Consider the following 16913-nt stretch of genomic DNA (forward strand, 5'->3'; position numbering starts at 1 on the left):
ATGTCTGTCTCAGCACGTCTTATGGGCGGGCCTTGATGGGGAGGCCTTCGGGCCTGCCGGTTTGGTAACGGCCGCCAACCTTGTCACTGTGCCCGCTCACCACCTTGCAAGCGCGTGTCGGGCGATCCAGGTAAGTTTCAGGGAGATCGCGCCATGAGTAAATCCGTCAAGAGTTCACGCACTACGTCGCGCCCACCCGTAGACGCGCTTCAATACGAAAAACTGGCCTTGTCCGCTTTCGGACATGTTGAACGGCAGCTAGGTCAACTGGACAAGCTGGTCACGTTTGTGGCATCGATAGTTAGGAGTCCGGCGGTGACGCGGGAAGAAAGGCACCGCCAGCGGAAACTGCTGGAACTGCTGTTGGACACCGTCGAGGACTACCACCGCGAAGTCGAGATTGACCGCGAGTTATACCAGGTCATCGCACTCGACGCGAAGGGCATTCCCGAAAGCCGGATCACGGCGCGCCGCGCAGCGGACCTCTTGGCAAAGGCTGCGCGGACAGCGGCGGGTGGCTGTGAGCGTATCGGCGCAACGAGGCGGACGGTGAACAAGCAGATGCAATTCAAAACGGTCTCGCGTCGCACGGCGGCAGCACACTGACGGCGAGCCACAAGCCACAAGCCACAAGCCACAAGCCACAAGCCACAAGCCGTGGGCCACGAGCCACGAGCCGTGAGCCGTACCCGTGACCCGTGAGCCACGAGCACGAGCGACGAGCGACGAGCGATGAGCGATGAGCAACGACCCGCGACCCGCGACCTGCGGCGTCGCACTGCGGCCATGAAGAAAGAGGCATGCGTCTTTCGCATTCCGAGGGTACTGCGGCACGACGCGAAGCGCGTGCCGTGGTGGCCGCGAATGCACTGAGTCAGCGCAAACGGTTTCCGACGCAACCCCGCTTAAAGATCCGAAAGCCTCCAACAGCACATCGCCGAGGCGAAGCCGACGGTCCGCACTGCGCACGGCGAAACCCACGGACTTCAAGCGGACCCTTCCGGCGAGCGCGTTGCGCGAGGCGGGAAGAATGAGCGCCTTGTCACGAAAGCGAAATGTGCGAGAGCACAGATTCCAGATGAACCACTACCGCGACTGTGCGGGGGACCCGCTTAAGAATTAGCGGTGTGAGCCGCTTTCTCTTGCTTACTTCTCTTTGCGGCCGGCAAAGAAAAGTAGGTGCCGCCCCGCACAGGGGCAACACTAATGGACCACTAACAAATCAAGGAAAGGCCAACACCACAAAAACACCCAAACCCGCGGCGCAGACCAAAAACCTCAATCCTCAAACCTCAAACCTCAATCCCTAGCCGAAGAAGCCGCCCCATGACTCAACCAATCGAGCACAGCACTAGCATCATCATCAGCCCCTTGCCTGGCCTTAGCCACAGTCTCAGCCACATCAGCGCTAGGCACAGCCCGCCGAATAGCCACCCCCACAGCAAGAATATCAATCATAACCAGATGCAAAATCCGCGAAATCATCGACAATTGCGACTCACGAATTTCAATATGATCAGTCTCAAGCGCGACAGTAGCCCGCTTAGCCAAAGGCGTATTACTCGAAGTAATAGCAATCACCTTAGCGCCGGCCTGCATAGCCACATCAAGAACGCGCAACAACTCAGGCGCGCGCCCTGACTTGGAAACAGCAACGATCACATCCCCCTTCCCAAGCAAAGCAGCCGACGCCGCCTGCATATACAAATCGCCGTAGGCGATAGTAGGAATGCCAAACCGGAAGAACTTGTAATGCGCATCCTGAGCAACGATATTCGAATTCCCGAGCCCATAAAACTCGATGCGCCGCGCGCCGTTCAGCAGATCAATAGCCCGCTCGACCTGATCGAAGTTCAAATGCTCGCGCAACTGCAAAATCGCCGACACGGTGTTATCGAGCACCTTCGCGCCGAAGTCCGTCGCCGTATCGCCGAGATGCACCTGACTATGGCTAACAGGAATAGTGCCCGTCAAGCCGGTAGCCAGCTTCAGCTTGAAATCCGACAACCCCTGGCAACCCAACGACCGGCAAAACCGGATCACAGTCGGCTGACTCACATCCGCCTTCCGCGCGATATCGACAATCGGATCATTGATAATCGACCGCGGATGATTCAGCGCAAGATCAGCCACACGTCGCTCGGCCGGCGTCAACGCATCGCGCATCTGCCGGATCCGCTCGAACACGGCCGATGAACTGCCCCCCGCACGATTCGACAACTGCTCGGCAAGAATCGCGGAAACACCCAGAAACGCCGGATATTCAGCGGTAATCACATAAGTGGGCACGTTCTGCAGATAAGCCTCGAACCGGCCTTTAGCCTCGAAGCGCTTGCGAAACGACGACCGCGAAAAGAACTCGCCAAGCCGCGGCACGACACCACCGCCAATATAAATCCCGCCCAACGCCCCAAGCGTCACCGCAATATTGCCCGCGAAGGTGCCGAGAATGCCGCAGAACACATCGACGGATTCCGCTGCCAGCGGTTCGCCTTCCAGCGCACGCTTGACGATCTCGATCGTGTCGACATTCGCCGCCACACGCTTCTTGTCGCGACCCGCGAGCGCGCGATAAATCACTTCGATACCAGGCCCCGCCGCCACGCGCTCGAACGACACATGCGACCACTTCTTGCGCGCGTACTGCAACACGATATCTTCGCGTTCGTCAGCCGGCGCAAAAGTCGCATGACCACCTTCGCTGCCAAGCGCGATCCAGCGATCATCAGCGGGAATCAAACCGGACACACCCATGCCGGTCCCAGGCCCAAGCAAACCAATCACGCTATTCGGCCGACGCGCACCCCCGCCCACCTGCACGCGCTGCGCGTCAGTGAGGCCAGGCAGCGCCATCGCCAGCGCGGTAAAGTCGTTCACCACCAGCAGCGTATCGAAACCAAGCGCGCGCCGCGTCGCCTCGATCGAAAAGCTCCAGTCGTGATTCGTCATGCTCACCTGATCGCCATCGACCGGATTTGCGATCGCAATCGCCGCATGATTCACGCGGCCGATCTTGGTGTCCTTCAGATACTTTTTGATGACTTCGGCAACGCCCGGATAGTCCGCGCACGGATAGACCTTCACCGAGCCGATTTCGCCCGGGCTCGTCTCCAGCGCGAAGCGCGCATTCGTGCCGCCGATGTCGGCCAGCAGCCTCGGTCCATCGGCGTGCTGGCCCGCGCCCGGAACAGCCTTAGTTTGCACACCAGTAGACATCGAGTCTCACTCCCTTGTCGTTTGCCAACTGCGAGATGGCATTTTTTTGTAGCGAAGCGGACGCGGCATTCAGCACGTCCATCTTGCGCGGTCCTGCAATCAGCAAAAACAGATGCTTCACTTCCTTCAACGCGGACATCGACCAGCTCACGCGCGCATGAGGCGCGCTGCCAGGATGCACGGCAACGAAGCGGTCGGTCGTGGTGATCGCATGATCCCATTCGGGCGAGTCGGCGAAGATAGACGCGGTGTGGCCGTCTTCACCCATGCCGAGAATCGCGACGTCGGGCGCGCTGCTAAAACGCGCGTCCGCGTTCAGCGCGGCGACGTGCGCGTTGAGATCCTGCGTGGTGTCCACGAGCGGCCAGAACGTGGTGTCCTTCGCGGCGTTCTGCAACAGCGTGGCGTGCACCAGCTGCGAGTTGCTCGCGCTGTCCGTTTCCGGCACCCAGCGGTCGTCGACCAGCGTCACGGCAATGCGCGCCCAGTCGAAGCTTTGCGTCGACAACGTCTGCAGGAACGGGCGCGGACTGCTGCCGCCGGACACTGCAAGCATTGCGGGGCGCGCGCCGGTGGTGGAACCGGCGGCCTGCGCGGCGAGCGACGCATGTAACGCGTCGCCGACCGCTTTCGCCAACGCGTCGGATTGGGCGCGTGGGTCGTCGAAAGTGTGAAGCTGGATCACTTCTCCTCCGTGCTGCTTTTTTGTGTGATCTGCGGAATGTGCCGTACTGCTCTCACGCGATGCCTGCACAGTGGATGACTTGCAGGCGCCCTCGTGATACCGGCGCCATTCCGTTCAGTTCGTCGGTGGGTCTTACGGGCGGCGCGTCATATTCCATTCAATACGACGTGCCGCCGTGATTCAATTCTCTTCTTCGAGCCAGCAGGTGCCGTGCTGCGCCAGCATCGCGCTCGAAGCAGCCGGTCCCCACGTGCCCGACGCGTACGGCTTGGGCGGCTTGTTCGACGCCTTCCATTCGTTCAGGATCGGTTCGACCCAACGCCACGCGGCTTCCTGCTCGTCGCGCCGCACAAACAGCGCGAGGCGGCCGTTGATCACGTCGAGCAGAAGGCGCTGATACGCCTCCATCTGTCCTTCGCGGAAGAACTGGTCGAACGCGAGGTCGAGGTGAACGCTGGCCAGGTTCATGCCCTCGCCGGGCTGCTTCGCGAGACAGTACAGGCGAATGGTTTCGTTCGGCTGCAGACGGATCACCAGGCGGTTCGCACCGGCGCGCAATGCGGAAGCGCCGAGCGCCGAATGCGGCACCGCACGAAAGTTCACGACGATCTCGGCGACGCGATCCGCCAGGCGCTTACCGGTGCGCAGGAAAAACGGCACGCCGGCCCAACGCCAGTTTTCGATCTCGACCTTCAGCGCGACGAAAGTCTCGGTCGTGCTGTCCGGCCGCACGCCGGGCTCGGTTGCGTACGCGGGCACCGCGGTGCCGCGGATCACGCCGGAATGATATTGGCCGCGCACGGCGACCTTGCCGATATCGCGCGGATCGATAGGCTTCAAAGCGCGCAGCACGCGCAGCTTTTCGTCACGTACCGAATCCGAATCCATGGAGTGCGGCGGTTCCATCGCGACGATGGAAAGCAGTTGCAGCAAATGGTTCTGCACCATGTCGCGCAACGCGCCGGTGTTGTCGTAGAAGTCGCCGCGCGCTTCCACGCCGAGTTCTTCGGCAATCGTGATCTGAATGCTCTCGACCCACTCGCGACGCCACAGCGGTTCGAACAGCGCATTGCCGAAGCGCAGCGCCAACAGGTTCTGCACCGGTTCTTTACCGAGGTAGTGGTCGATCCGGTAGATCTGTTCTTCAGCGAAGATTTCGCCGACCGCGTCATTGATGGCATTCGACGACTTGAGGTCGTAGCCGAGCGGCTTTTCCAGCACGATGCGCGAATTCTCGTTCAGCCCAACCGATGCCAGCGCATGGCAGATGGGCACGAACAGCGACGGCCCCGTAGCCAGATAGAACACGCGAATGCCAGGCAGGTTCTGTATGGCGTCGCGCAAGTGCACGAAGTCTTCCGCTTTGCCGAGGTCGATGTTCACGAACTCGATGCGCTCCAGAAAGCTCGACCATGCCGCTTCGTCCACACCGTTCTTCGACACATGCGGCTTGACGTGCTCGTTCACCCAGTGGATGTACTCGCCGCGATCCGTTGCATGCCGCGCCACCGCAACGATCTTGCCGCTGTCGGCCAGCATGCCGCCTGCACGGTGCGCTTCAAACAGTGCGGGGAGGATCTTGCGCATCGACAGATCGCCGGTTCCGCCGAAGAGAACGAAGGTGAAGCTTGAATCGGTTTGCATGAGTCTCCGTCGATGTCCTGGGGCCGCGGAAGATGAGCGAAAGCGCGACCGTAGTCCGATAAAATATTTTTTGACACTGAATTGTAGTTTAACTACAATCCAAATCAAGAGGTAGCGCTAATTCGATGAAAAAAGCGTGCGCTGTGAGTCAAGATGCGCGTTTTCCCGAATCGGCAGGCGTCCCCTGCATGTTAATGGACATTGCGTGTCGGCACGCGCCAGCATGCCCCGGCGGCCTTACGGAAAGCCGGGGAGTTGAGCGGCTTTCCGTAATGGTCGGCACCAGGTTGACATGTAAGGCACCTCGAGTCTGCCGCGCGAAACGCGGGCAGGCAAAAATCAAAAGAGGAGACAGTCAGTTGCATCCCGAACCACTCATCTCTTGAGCTTCCAGCGGCCGGACATTGGTCCGCCGGCACATGCCTCGCGCATGCGCCCGACCGTGCTCGATCGCCCAGTGTTTTGCCTGTTTGAACCAACCACAGCACCCTGGCGACATCAGGGGCCATTTGTTTTTTGTTCAGGTGTCTGGAGGAGATAAGCAATGAAATTTCGCGCGATCATGGGCGCTTTGTGCGCCGCAGGTCTGATGTGTGGCGTCTCGGCCGTGCAAGCCGCCGAGTCGGTCGAAGTGTTGCACTGGTGGACTTCGGGCGGTGAATCGAAAGCCGTCGGCGTCCTCAAGGACGACATGACGAAGCAGGGTTACACGTGGAAGGACTTCGCGGTTGCGGGTGGCGCCGGCGCGGCTGCCATGACGGCACTCAAGACGCAGGTGATCTCGGGCAACGCACCGAGCGCTGCGCAGATCAAGGGTCCGCTGATCCAGGACTGGGCGTCGCAAGGCGTGCTGGTGCCGATCGACTCCGTCGCGGGCGACTGGAAGAAGAATCTGCCGCCGGAAATCGACAAGATCATGCACGCGGACGGTCACTACGTGGCAGCGCCGTTCTCGGTGCACCGCGTGAACTGGCTGTACATCAACAAGGCAGCACTGGACAAGGCAGGCGGCAAGGCGCCGACCACGTGGCCTGAGTTCTTCGCGGTGGCCGACAAGATGAAAGCCGCGGGCATCCAGCCGATCGCGATGGGCGGCCAGCCGTGGCAAGACCTGACGCTGTGGGAAGACGTCGTGCTGTCGCAAGGCGCGGGCTTCTACAAGAAGGCGCTGGTCGACCTCGACGAGAAGACGCTGACGTCGGATCAGATGGTCGGCGTGTTCGACACGGTCCGCAAGATCCAGGGTTACTTCGACGCGGGCCGCACGGGCCGTGACTGGAACCTGGCAACGGCCATGGTCATCAACGGCAAGGCCGGCATGCAGTTCATGGGCGACTGGGCGAAGGGCGAATTCGCCAACGCCGGCAAGAAGTCGGGCTCGGACTACATCTGCGCCGCGGTGCCGGGCACGGAAAAGTCCTACACGTTCAACGTCGACTCGTTCGTCTTCTTCCAGCAGAAGGGCGCGAAGGCGGCCACGCCGGGTCAGCTCGCGCTGGCCAAGACGATCATGTCGCCGGACTTCCAGGAACAGTTCAGCCTGAACAAGGGTTCCATCCCGGTTCGTCTGGGCGTGTCGATGGCCAAGTTCGACGACTGCGCGAAGAAGTCGTACGCGGATGAACAAGTGGCGATCAAGTCGGGCGGCTATGTGCCTTCGCTGGCACACGGCATGGCGCAACCGGATGCAGCAGCCGGCGCGATCTCGGACGTGGTCACGAAGTTCATGAACTCGCAGCAGGATTCGAAGAGCGCCGTTGCCGCGCTCGCGAAGGCAGCGAAGACCAAGTAAGTGAAGTAAGCGAAGCGGCGCGCCTGGCGGTTCAGCAACGGGCGCCGGGCGCGCCCTTCACGTCGCTGATTGCACTGGTTGCACTGGTCACAAGCGGCTTCACCCCTGGTTTCATAGAGTCACACCTATGCCGTTGCGGCCTCGCGTCTGTCAGGCGTGAATCTCCCGGCGGTACAGTTTCAGCAGGAGTCGAGTAGTGACTGCTTCTATCAGCGGAAACGGGAAAACGGCTAGCGCCGCCCGCCGCGCGTCGCCCATGGCGGCCCTTGCCGATCGCTGGATTCCGAAGCTGGTGCTCGCACCCAGCGTCGTGATCAGCCTGATCTTCGTCTATGGCTTCATTGCAATTACCGGCTATCTGTCGCTGTCCAATTCGCGCCTGATGCCCCGCTATGAATTTGTCGGTCTCGATCGTTATCGCGAACTGTTCGATAACGATGTGTTCTGGACCTCGGCTGCGAACCTCGGCTGGTTCGGCATCCCGTTCATCGGTATCTGTATCGGTCTTGGTCTGTTTCTCGCGATCCTGCTCGATCAGCAGATCCGCAACGAAGGCGCGCTGCGCGCCGTGTTCCTGTACCCAATGGCGCTGTCGTTCATCGTGACGGGTACGGCGTGGCAATGGATCATGACGCCGAGCATCGGCCTCGAAAAAGTGTTCCACGACTGGGGCTGGACGAGCTTTTCGTTCAGCTGGCTGGGCGATCCGGACAAGGCGATTTTCTGCGTCGTGATCGCGGCCGTGTGGCAGTCCACCGGCTTCGTGATGGCGCTGTTCCTTGCGGGCTTGCGTGGTGTCGATGGTGAAATCTTCAAGGCTGCGCAGATGGATGGCGCGGGCTTGCCCACCATCTACCGCAAGATCGTGATTCCGAGCATGCGCCCGGTGTTCTTCTCCGTGCTGCTGATTCTCTGCCACATCACGATCAAGACCTTCGACCTAGTGGTTGCATTGACCGCGGGCGGTCCGGGCACGTCTTCGTCGCTGCCGGCTATTTTCATGTACACGTTTTCGTTCAATCGCGGGCAGCTGGGCGTCGGCGCGGCATCGTCGATGATGATGCTCGCCACTGTCGTGGCCGTGCTCGTGCCGCTCATGTATCTGGAATCGAGGAGCACCCGCAATGCAGCCTAAGATGACGATCAGCCGTGCCGTCATTTATGCGGCCTTGTTCCTGTTCGCCCTGTATTTCCTGTTCCCGCTGTACGTGATGCTGTCCACGTCGTTCAAGGACATCGATCAACTCCGCACCGGCAATCTGCTCACACCGCCCACGCACTGGACCGTCGATCCGTGGATCAAGGCCTGGAGCGGCGCCTGCACGGGCGTGCGTTGCGACGGCATGCAGCCGTTCTTCATGAACTCGGTGCGCATGGTGATTCCCGCCGTGCTGATCTCGTCGATCATCGGCGCGTTCAACGGGTATGTGCTGACGCACTGGCGTTTCCGTGGCGCGGATCCGATCTTCACGATGATCCTGGTCGGCTGCTTCATTCCGTTCCAGGCGATCCTGCTGCCGATGGCGCGTTTCGAAGGCTTTCTCGGCCTGTCGAACACGACCACCGGTCTGGTGGTGGTGCACGTGATCTACGGTATCGCCTTCACCACGATGTTCTTCCGCAACTTCTACGTCAGCATTCCGGCTGAACTCGTGAAAGCGGCGCGTATCGACGGCGCGGGTTTCTTCACGATCTTCACGAAGATTCTGCTGCCGGTTTCGCTGCCGATTTTCATGGTGTGTCTGATCTGGCAATTCACGCAGATCTGGAACGACTTCCTGTTCGGTATCGTGTTCTCCGGCGTCGATTCCATGCCGATCACGGTGGCGCTGAACAACCTCGTGAACACCTCGACCGGCGTGAAGGAATACAACGTGGACATGGCCGGCGCGATCATCGCCGCGTTGCCCACGCTACTGGTCTATATCATCGCCGGACGCTATTTCGTGCGCGGCCTGACGGCCGGCGCGGTGAAGGGCTAAAGGCCAGGCTAAATCATCCGAGCGCGGCGGCTTCTGTTCGATTCGAAGCCGCCGTCACCCGACAAAGTTTTCAAGCAGTACCAGAGACAAGAGGATTCACAGCATGGCAAGCCTTTCCATCCGTGACGTGTACAAGACTTACCCGAACGGGGTGCCAGTTCTGAAGGGTGTCAATATCGACATCGAAGACGGCCAGTTCCTGATTCTGGTCGGCGGTTCGGGCTGCGGGAAGTCGACGCTGCTCAACATGATTGCCGGCCTCGAGACCGTGACCAAGGGCGAGATCCAGATCGACGGCAAGACGGTGAATAACCTGTCGCCGAAAGATCGCGACATTGCGATGGTGTTCCAGTCGTACGCGCTGTACCCGTCCATGACGGTGCGCGAGAACATCTCGTTCGGTCTGAACATCCGCAAGGTGCCGAAGAACGAGCAGACGCAGATCGTCGACCGCGTGTCGAACACGCTGCAGATCACCCACCTGCTGGACCGCAAGCCGGGTCAACTGTCCGGCGGCCAGCGTCAGCGCGTGGCCATGGGCCGTGCCTTGGCGCGCGATCCGGTCATGTTCCTGTTCGACGAACCGCTGTCGAACCTCGACGCGAAGCTGCGTATCGAGATGCGCTCGGAAATCAAGCTGCTGCATCAACGGCTCGGCACGACGATCGTCTATGTAACGCACGATCAGATCGAAGCGATGACGCTCGGCGACCGCATCGCGGTGATGAAAGACGGCGTCGTGCAGCAGTTCGGCGCGCCGCAGGACATCTACGACTCGCCGTCGAATTTGTTCGTGGCCGGCTTCATCGGTGCGCCGCCAATGAACTTCATCCAGGGCAAGCTGGTGGAGCAGGGCGCGGGCGTGGCAGTCGAACTGGATACGGGTGTTGCGCGCACGCCGCTGAACCTGCCGTTTGACTCGGCGAAGGTGAAGTCGCACGTGGGCCGTGAGGTGATTCTCGGCCTGCGTCCGGAGCGCATCACCGACGCGCGCGGCGCGCACGGCGACAACGCGAAGCTGCAGCCGATCGAAGTGAAGGTCGACGTGATCGAGCCGACCGGTCCGGATACGCTGGTGTTCGCGCAGGTCAACGGCAAGCGCATTGTGAGCCGCGTGCACCCGGCGTCGAATCCGCAACCGCTGACGAATACGACGCTGCTGTTCGATACGTCGAAGGCGGTGCTGTTCGATCCGTCGAATGAAGAGCGGATTGCCTAAGCGCGAAAGTCCGATTGCATGAGAAGAGAAAAGCCCCATGCGTTGCAAGACGCATGGGGCTTTTTATTGTGGCGACCTTGGCTTACTGCTCCGGAATACGCAGATCCGGATTGTTGCGTGCCAGTTCGGTCACCCATTCGATGAAAGCACGCAGCCGCGAACTCAGATTGCGGCGATGCGCATACAGCACCGAAAGCGGCGTGCTGGGGCTCGTATAGCCGGTGAGGATTTCCTTCAGCGCGCCTTGCGCAATCAGATCGGCGACCATGAAGCGTGACGGCTGGATGATGCCGTGACCGAGCGCCGCCGCGCCGATATAGACGCTGCCGTCGTTCACCGCGAGCACGCTCTTTAACGACACCTTGGCAATATCGCCGTCCACCTCGTATTCGAACGGAAACGTCCTGCCGGTGCGCGCGGACACGTAGTTGACCGCGCGGTGCTCGCTCAATTCTTCGAGCGTGGTCGGCTCTCCGTGCTTCTCCAGATATGCCGGCGACGCGCACGTGACAATGCGCGCCTGGCCGATGCGCCGCGCGACGAGACTCGACTCTTCCGGCGTGCCCATACGGATCACGCAATCCACGCCGTCCTGAATCAGATCGATGTTGCGGTCGGCGAGGCCGAGCCGCACGTCGATCTCGGGGTATTGCCGGTAGAAATCGTCGAGCGCGGGCAGCAGTAGCGCGCGCGCCAGCGTACCGGACGTATCCACGCGGATCGTGCCGGCCGGATTTTCGCGCTTGTTCGACAGTGACGACTCGGCGTCGGTGACCTCGGCGAGAATGCGCACGCAGCGCTCGTAGAACAGCGCGCCGTCTTCGGTGACGCTGACCTGGCGCGTCGAACGATTCAACAGACGCACGCCGACGTGTTCCTCCAGCGCCTGGATGGTGCGGCTGACTTTGGCGCGCGGCAGGTCGAGCGACTCGGATACTTTGGTGAAGCTGTTCGCCTCGACCACACGCGTAAATATCTCCATGGCTTCGAAACGGTCCATGTTTTGCCTTAAGGTTGATTGGCGGAAGTAGGTTTCGAAGTGAAGTGTATAGGCTGGGAAATTTGTTGTCGCAAACCGTTAGGGTCGACGTGGCGCAGACGCTCGTCTTTTGCGCGACACGGCCACGCCGCAGGCCTCAATCCCGGTCCGGCGCGCCAAGCGGGAAATACGAACGATAGGGCCGCGCTTCATCCACCGCGCGAGCGAACGACGGCCGCGCCAGCAGGCGCTTGCGGTAGGCGAGCACGTGCGGAAACGCCGGGCCGATCGTGTGCGTCCAGTCGGCGTAAAACAGAAACGGCGCGGCGCCGCAATCGGCGAGGCTGAAGGTGTCGCCGGCCGCCCATTCGCGCTCCGCCATCACCTTGTTCAGCCAGCCGTACGCGGTATCGAGCATGGCGCGCGCATCGGCGACGGCTTGCCGGTCGCGCTCCGGTTCAGGGCGCATGCTGTCGTAGACGATCTTTTGCTGCGGCGTCGAGATGTAGTTGTCGAAGAAGCGATCCATGCTGCGCACTTCCAGCGCCGCGCGAGGATCGGCTGGCAGGAGTTGAACCGGCCCGGCGTGATAAAGGCCCAGATACTCGATGATGATGCTCGCCTCCATCACCGTCCGGTTGCCGTCCACCAGCACCGGAAAGCGCTTGATCGGCCAGAGTGCGGCGAATTCGGCCATGACTTGCGGGTCGTCGTGCGCCAGCAGGCGCAGTTCGAACGGCGTGCCGTTTTCGTAGAGTGCGGTCAGGACCTTCTGGCAGTACGAGGAGAAGGGATGGGCGTAGAGCTTCAGGGTCATCGTGGTCACCTTGGACGGTTGGTGAGTTGCTGTTGCACGAAAACGGCCGGAGGACCGTTTTATCTCACGACGAGTGGGAGCCACGCAAATCGACAGCCACGACCCTTGGCATCACCATTCGCTACGTTAAAACGTCACAAAGCCATCAAGAAAGATGGTGTAACATTTGAAAACTTTGTAAGAGACCGCGACGTGACCGGCTAGACGGCGCAGCAACAACGAGCCCGGGGCGTCACTCAACCAAAAACGAATAATTCGACGCACGGGGAGCTTCACATGTCCAGCATCACGTCCTCGGTGAACAGCGCGACGGCCAACGCGCAGAGCCAGGTTCAGCAGGCAGCGCAATCCATCATCAGCGGTTCGACCGGCAATTCGTCGATGGATGTCTCGACTCTGGTCTCGGCACTCGTCAACGCCAAAACGGCGGGGCAGGCAGCCGCGTTGCAAGCCAGGCAGACCAGCGACAACACCACGTTATCCGCCTACGGCGCGCTCAGTTCGGCGTTGTCCGCCTTGCAGGCGGCGATCAAGAACCTGTCGGACGGAACGACGTTGTCCACCTTCGCGGCCACCGCGAGCGCCAAGGGCCTTGACCCGAAAGCGGGTCCCGGCGCGGTGGCCGGCAGCTATACGATCGACGTGACGCAGATCGCTTCGTCGCAAAGCCTGTCTTCGGCGGCTTTCGGCGCGACCACGCAACTCGGCACAGGCACGTTGAGCATCTCGGTCGGCGGCAAGTCGATGGATGTCTCCATCGACAACACCAACAACACGCTGAGCGGCATCGCCGCCGCGATCAACAAAGCGTCCAACAACCCCGGCGTCACGGCCACGATCGTGACCGGCACCGGCGGCGCTCACCTCGTGCTGCGCTCGGCGGCCACCGGTTCGGGCAATACGATCAATGTGACCACTAGCAACGTCCAGAACGACGCGGGCCTGTCGAGCCTCGGCGTGACGTCGACGCCCGGCGCGAACGGCGGGGCGTCCACGATCGTGTCGTCGGATGCCGGCAATGCGTGGCATCAGAGCGAAGTGGCGCAGGACGCGCTGCTCACCATCGGCGGAATCGCGGCGCGCAGCGCCAACAACGCCGTCACCGATGCCATCGCCGGCGTCACGCTGAATCTGTCGAGCGCTTCGGTCAACAATCCGCAGACGCTGACCATCGCGCCGGACACCACCGCGCAGAACACGGCCATCACGAATTTCGCCAACCTGTACAACACCGTCGTCACCACGATCAGCAAGCTGTCCTCGTACGACAAATCGTCGAAGCAGGCCGGCGCGTTGCTCGGCGATTCCACGCTGTTGACGGTCAAGAACGCGCTGGCGTCGATCGTGAGCGGCGGGGTGGGTACGGGCACGTCGGTGGTGAGCCTTGGGCACATCGGCATCACGTTGAAGGGCGATCCGGCGGACGGCACGCTGGTGGTCGACAACGCGAAACTCACTACTGCGCTCAATACCAGCCCGGCGCAGGTTGCCGCGTTATTCAACTCGACCGATGGTCTCGGCGCGAAGTTGAACAAGAGCGTCAACGAGTTCACGCGGACGGGCGGCATCATCGACACGCGCAATACCGCGTTGAATGCCGACCTGAAGAGTGTCACCGCGCAACAGACCAGGCTCAGCGATTACTCCACGCAACTGACGAAGCAGTATCAGAGTCAGTTCACCGCGTTGAACACCTTGATGGCGACCATGAACAACAATTCGGCCTATCTGACGGCGCTGTTCGGCGGCTCGAAGAGCGCGGGGGCGTTGGCGACCAACAAGTGAGTTTGAAGCGCGGCGCGTTGCAGCTTACGGGCAATGCGCCGTGCGACCTTGCGAGCCACGCCGCGTCAGTCAATGCGGCAAACGCACATTGAACCTGAAGGTCACCAACCTCGCGAGCAGGATGAAAGCGGTGGCAATCAACACGCTATACACCGTGTCGAAATCGATGTAATCCAGCAGCACGTACAGCCAGCAGCCCACGAACGCACACGTGGCATACGGCCGCGAATCGCGCAGGATCAGCGGCACTTCGTTGCACAGCACGTCGCGGATCACGCCGCCGAAAACGCCCGTCAGCACGCCCATCATCACCGAGGTGAACCACGGCATCTGCGCGTCGTGCGCGATCGACGTACCGCCAATGCTGAACAGTCCCAGCCCGATCGCATCGGCTACCAGCAGAACCCGCTCTGAAAACAGCCGCGAGGTCATCTTCAACAGCGTCGGCGCGAACAGCGACATAACGAAGATCGCGATCAGATAGCCTTGATGTTCGACCCAGTAAAAAGGCCGCCTCTCCAGCAGCACATCGCGCAACGTACCGCCGCCGAAAGCCGTGGCGATCGCCACCAGAAATGTCCCGACGGCATCGAGCCGGCGGGTTTTGGCTTCGATGAAACCGGAAATGGCGTACGCGAAAATCGCCAGCGCCTCCATGATGGTCAGCGCGAGCGTCAGCCTTGGATGGATCACCGTGGCTCCGTCAGGCTTTGGCGTGAGCCGGCGCAGCGCCCGGCTGCAGCAGCACGACCACCGCGCCGGCGCCGCCGTCATGCGGACGCGCCTGGCAGAATGCGATCACTTCGGACTTTTGCACGAGCCACGCGCGCACTTTGCCTTTCAACACCGGCTCCTTGCCGATCGACCCCAAGCCCTTGCCGTGAATCACGCGCAAACACCGCAAGCCGCGCTTCACCGATTCGCGAATGAACTCGGCCAGCGCCTCGCGCGCTTCCTCGCGCCGCATGCCATGCAGATCGATTTGCGCTTGCACGATCCAGTCGCCGCGCCGCAGTTTGCGCACGACTTCCTGGCTCACGCCGGGACGGCAGTAGTACAGCGTCTCATCCGTTTCGAGCAGAATCTCGGGATCGAACTCGTCCGAGATTGCTTCGTGCAGCACGGCTTCTTCGTCGAGTTTGGTCTGTACCGGCAGCGGCGGCGGGGGATTGCGCGGCAGCGTGGCGCGCGGCGGCACGGCGAGCGGCGCGACGGAGCCGATCTCGCGGCGGAACAGATCGGCGTCCGCCGAGGCTTCACGCTGCGCGGCAGCAGCGGCTACCCTTTCGCGCTCGCGCCGTTGCGTGTCGACTTTGAGCGCGTCGCGCAATGCGCCGAGGCCGGCGAGACCGGCCGCCGGATCGAGCTTCGGTTTGACGGCAGGCGCAGCCGGTTCGGGCGCGGGCCGCGCGACGGCTCGCGCGCGCTTCGGTTCGCTCGGGTGAGGCTGATTCTTCGGCATATCGCTAGTAACAGGCAGAGAAAGTAGATCGGTCGCGCGACGTTTCCCGGCGACCGGAAGACCTGAATGCGAAAAGGCCGCCGGCTTTGCAGCCGCGGCCTTCTTTCAAGCGGGCGGCCGGGCGATGCCCAGCCGCCATTTTACCGTTGCGCTCAGTCTGCCGACGCGGTTCGCAGACTGGCGCGGCCGCCGCCGCCGTCGATTAACGCTCGGCTTCCTGGCTCATCGCGTGCTCGCCGACCATCTCGTCGATGGTTTCCAGGTAGCGTTGCGCGTCGAGCGCAGCCATACAACCCGTGCCGGCGCTGGTGATCGCCTGACGGTACACGTGGTCCTGCACGTCGCCCGCGGCGAACACGCCCGGCACGCTGGTGGCGGTCGCGAACCCGTTCAGGCCGCCCTTGGTGATGATGTAGCCGTTCTTCATCTCCAGTTGGCCGGCGAAAATGTCCGTGTTCGGCTTGTGGCCAATCGCGACGAACAGACCTTGCAGCGCGATGTCTTCGGTGGCACCCGTTTTCGTGTTCCTGATCCGCAGGCCGGTCACGCCGGACTGGTCGCCGGTGACTTCGTCGAGCGTACTATCCCACTTGATCTCGACCAGGCCTTCCTTTTCCTTTGCCAGCAAACGGTCGATCAGAATCGGCTCGGCGCGGAACTTGTCGCGGCGATGAATCACGGTCACCTTCCTGGCGATCCCGGACAGATAGAGCGCTTCCTCGACCGCGGTATTGCCGCCGCCGATCACGGCCACATGTTGTTGCTTGTAGAAGAAGCCGTCGCAGGTGGCGCAAGCCGACACGCCTTTGCCCATGAACGCTTCTTCCGACGGCAGGCCGAGATACTGCGCCGAGGCGCCGGTCGAGATGATCAGCGAGTCGCAGGTGTATTCGCCCGAGTCGCCGATCAGGCGGATCGGCCTCTCATCCAGCTTGGCCGTATGAATGTGGTCGAAAATGATTTCGGTGTTGAAGCGCTCGGCGTGCTCCAGGAAGCGCCCCATCAGTTCCGGGCCTTGCACGCCGTTGGGGTCGGCAGGCCAGTTTTCGACGTCGGTCGTGGTCATGAGCTGGCCGCCTTGAGCCAGGCCCGTGACAAGCACCGGCGCGAGGTTGGCGCGCGCCGCGTAGACCGCCGCCGTGTAGCCGGCGGGACCGGAACCGAGAATCAGAACCTTGGCGTGTTTCGTGGAAGTTGCAGGCATGATCGAATCCTTTTACGGCGCCCGGCTCGCCCATGCGAGGCCGCGCGACTTGAGCTGAAACTATAGATGGGTATCAGCGCGACATTATAAAGGGCGGGGCGCCGGCCTGCTCCATGAAGCTTTCCGAT

General features: G+C 61.6%; 14 protein-coding genes. 6 read left to right on the forward strand and 8 right to left on the reverse strand.

The window, feature by feature from the left end; translation table 11 throughout:
* The first annotated feature begins 153 nt into the window (after window positions 1–153).
* A complete protein-coding gene (locus B0G81_RS29980; RefSeq protein WP_134143253.1) occupies window positions 154–606 on the forward strand; it encodes a hypothetical protein in 453 nt (150 codons plus the stop codon).
* Window positions 607–1299: 693 nt separating this feature from the next.
* Here the strand turns inward: B0G81_RS29980 and B0G81_RS29985 are convergent.
* The 3 genes from B0G81_RS29985 to zwf form a co-directional block, all read right to left on the reverse strand.
* Window positions 1300–3216, reverse strand: coding sequence for a bifunctional transcriptional regulator/glucokinase (locus B0G81_RS29985; protein ID WP_106279928.1), 1917 nt, complete (start codon window positions 3214–3216; stop codon window positions 1300–1302).
* Window positions 3194–3901: a 6-phosphogluconolactonase gene (gene pgl, locus B0G81_RS29990; protein WP_134140388.1), complete on the reverse strand. Its 708-nt coding sequence runs from the start codon at window positions 3899–3901 to the stop codon at window positions 3194–3196. The genes B0G81_RS29985 and pgl overlap by 23 nt, the downstream gene beginning before the upstream one ends.
* 180 nt (window positions 3902–4081) lie before the next feature.
* Window positions 4082–5545, reverse strand: coding sequence for a glucose-6-phosphate dehydrogenase (gene zwf, locus B0G81_RS29995; RefSeq protein WP_106279932.1), 1464 nt, complete (start codon window positions 5543–5545; stop codon window positions 4082–4084).
* Between the two features lie 544 nt (window positions 5546–6089).
* Between zwf and B0G81_RS30000 the strand changes: the two genes are divergently transcribed.
* The 4 genes from B0G81_RS30000 (at window position 6090) to ugpC (ending at window position 10538) form a co-directional block, all read left to right on the forward strand.
* On the forward strand, window positions 6090–7337 hold the full coding sequence (locus tag B0G81_RS30000; protein ID WP_106279934.1) for an ABC transporter substrate-binding protein: 1248 nt from the start codon (window positions 6090–6092) through the stop codon (window positions 7335–7337).
* Window positions 7338–7533: 196 nt separating this feature from the next.
* Window positions 7534–8472 (forward strand): sugar ABC transporter permease, encoded by a 939-nt coding sequence (locus B0G81_RS30005; protein WP_106279936.1) that lies wholly within the window; start codon window positions 7534–7536, stop codon window positions 8470–8472.
* Complete coding sequence (locus tag B0G81_RS30010) at window positions 8462–9319, forward strand: carbohydrate ABC transporter permease (RefSeq protein WP_106279938.1); 858 nt, start codon at window positions 8462–8464, stop codon at window positions 9317–9319. The genes B0G81_RS30005 and B0G81_RS30010 overlap by 11 nt, the downstream gene beginning before the upstream one ends.
* A gap of 103 nt (window positions 9320–9422) precedes the next feature.
* Complete coding sequence (gene ugpC / locus B0G81_RS30015) at window positions 9423–10538, forward strand: sn-glycerol-3-phosphate ABC transporter ATP-binding protein UgpC (protein ID WP_134140390.1); 1116 nt, start codon at window positions 9423–9425, stop codon at window positions 10536–10538.
* Between the two features lie 82 nt (window positions 10539–10620).
* Here the strand turns inward: ugpC and B0G81_RS30020 are convergent, their stop codons facing one another.
* The gene (locus B0G81_RS30020; protein WP_121306454.1) at window positions 10621–11538 is read right to left on the reverse strand and encodes a LysR family transcriptional regulator; all 918 of its coding nucleotides are present in this window, start codon (window positions 11536–11538) and stop codon (window positions 10621–10623) included.
* Between the two features lie 136 nt (window positions 11539–11674).
* The gene (locus tag B0G81_RS30025) at window positions 11675–12334 is read right to left on the reverse strand and encodes a glutathione S-transferase family protein (protein WP_134140391.1); all 660 of its coding nucleotides are present in this window, start codon (window positions 12332–12334) and stop codon (window positions 11675–11677) included.
* A 276-nt stretch (window positions 12335–12610) separates the two neighbouring features.
* Between B0G81_RS30025 and fliD the strand changes: the two genes are divergently transcribed.
* The gene (fliD, locus tag B0G81_RS30030; protein WP_134140393.1) at window positions 12611–14119 is read left to right on the forward strand and encodes a flagellar filament capping protein FliD; all 1509 of its coding nucleotides are present in this window, start codon (window positions 12611–12613) and stop codon (window positions 14117–14119) included.
* 69 nt (window positions 14120–14188) lie between these two features.
* Here the strand turns inward: fliD and B0G81_RS30035 are convergent, their stop codons facing one another.
* From B0G81_RS30035 to trxB, 3 genes are all read right to left on the reverse strand, one after another.
* The gene (locus B0G81_RS30035) at window positions 14189–14809 is read right to left on the reverse strand and encodes a trimeric intracellular cation channel family protein (protein ID WP_106280433.1); all 621 of its coding nucleotides are present in this window, start codon (window positions 14807–14809) and stop codon (window positions 14189–14191) included.
* A gap of 13 nt (window positions 14810–14822) precedes the next feature.
* Window positions 14823–15581, reverse strand: coding sequence for a Smr/MutS family protein (locus B0G81_RS30040; protein ID WP_116142603.1), 759 nt, complete (start codon window positions 15579–15581; stop codon window positions 14823–14825).
* Window positions 15582–15783: 202 nt separating this feature from the next.
* Window positions 15784–16785, reverse strand: coding sequence for a thioredoxin-disulfide reductase (gene trxB / locus B0G81_RS30045; RefSeq protein ID WP_134140395.1), 1002 nt, complete (start codon window positions 16783–16785; stop codon window positions 15784–15786).
* Between the last annotated feature and the right edge of the window lie 128 nt (window positions 16786–16913).

The sequence above is a fragment of the Paraburkholderia sp. BL6665CI2N2 genome (assembly GCF_004366535.1).
Lineage (GTDB): Bacteria > Pseudomonadota > Gammaproteobacteria > Burkholderiales > Burkholderiaceae > Paraburkholderia.